This is a genomic window from Mesorhizobium sp. M1A.F.Ca.IN.020.06.1.1, from assembly GCF_004023265.1.
Lineage (GTDB): Bacteria > Pseudomonadota > Alphaproteobacteria > Rhizobiales > Rhizobiaceae > Mesorhizobium.
In genome coordinates this window covers 1-1,188 of the sequence record NZ_RZSR01001345.1, presented here as the reverse complement: position 1 = coordinate 1,188, position 1,188 = coordinate 1, and the positions used below count along the sequence as shown (strand labels likewise).

Genomic DNA, 1,188 nt, shown 5'->3' with positions numbered 1-1,188 from the left:
ACAAAGGCCCAGCCGCGAAAATCGCTTCTGGCGCTTCGCGCCGTCGCTGCCGAGGTCATCGCGGTCAATGCTGAAGGAACTCGGTCCAGAGATCCTGCATCTTGACGTCAAGTGCGGCGTCAGGTGCTGGATAGAGCTGGGCCTTTTTGAGGAAGCCTTCCTGCTCGTCCCAGCGCAACGCCGCGCGCTGCTTGTCGGTCAGGAATTCCCTGGCCTTCTGGTTCGCCGGCATTGCCCAGTAGCAGGATGACGTCGCCAGCCGTGCCTGCCCCTCGGGCGAAAGGATGTAGCTGACGAACTCGATCGCCATATCCTTGTTTTTGCTCGCGGCAAAAACCCCTAGCGATTGCGACCAGCGGGTGCCGCCCTGTTTCGGCAACAGCCACTGCAGATTCGGCTTGTCGGCAGAAAGGCCGGCCGTCACCCATTCGCCGCCCCCGAACAGGATGCTGGTTTCGCCTGTCGCAAGGGCCGTCTGGCTGGCCGTGACCTCGCCGATGACCTTTGTGTTGGCCTTGAGCTTGAACAGCGCCTCGCGAAGCTTGGGCAGATCGGTTTCCTTCAAGGTCGCCGTGTTCAGGCCGAGACCCATCGCAACCAGCCCCATGACGGGAAGGTAGTAGTCGTAGACCGCTATCTGTCCCTTGAACTTATCGCTGTTCCACAAGACCGTCATGTCATCCAGATCCGCGGCCTTCACCTTGTTGGCGTCGAAGGAGACGGTGTTGTATCCGAACTTCTCCGTGACAGCGTAGATTTTGCCGTCGCGGCTCTGCTTGTCGTCCAGCCGCACCGACGGAAAGATGTCGTCATAGTGGATCTTGTCCTTGGGCAGAGGCGCCAAGAGACCGGCATCGAGAACGCGCGGCACGTCGATGCCGTCGACGACGAAGACATCCCAATCACCAGGCTGGGATTGTTCGACAAGCGACAGCGCGGTACCGGTGCCTTCATACTCCTTGATGTTGACCTTGACGTTGAACTTCTTCTCGAAGGGTTCGAGCAACGCCGGGTCCTTGTGGTCACACCAAACGAGTGCGTTGAGCTGCTCCTCCGACCTGGCAGTCGACGCAAGGGCCGTGGACATGACGAGCGCCGCAAGCCAGCACGATGCACGCAAGTAAAATTTGTTCATCACCATTCCCCTTTGTAATGTCGCGCTGGCGAAATGCTTCCAGCCAAACCGTC

General features: G+C 59.4%; 1 protein-coding gene. It reads right to left on the bottom strand.

Annotated elements, in window-relative coordinates:
- Positions 1 to 64 precede the first annotated feature (64 nt).
- Entirely contained in the window at positions 65 to 1,087 is a 1,023-nt protein-coding gene (locus EOA60_RS33855; protein ID WP_245502692.1) for an extracellular solute-binding protein, read from the bottom strand.
- Positions 1,088 to 1,188 lie beyond the last annotated feature (101 nt).

Bases quoted from the DNA above. Each gene is read 5' to 3' on its own strand.
- EOA60_RS33855 (WP_245502692.1), bottom strand. From the start codon at position 1,087: ATGTCCACGGCCCTTGCGTCGACTGCCAGGTCGGAGGAGCAGCTCAAC.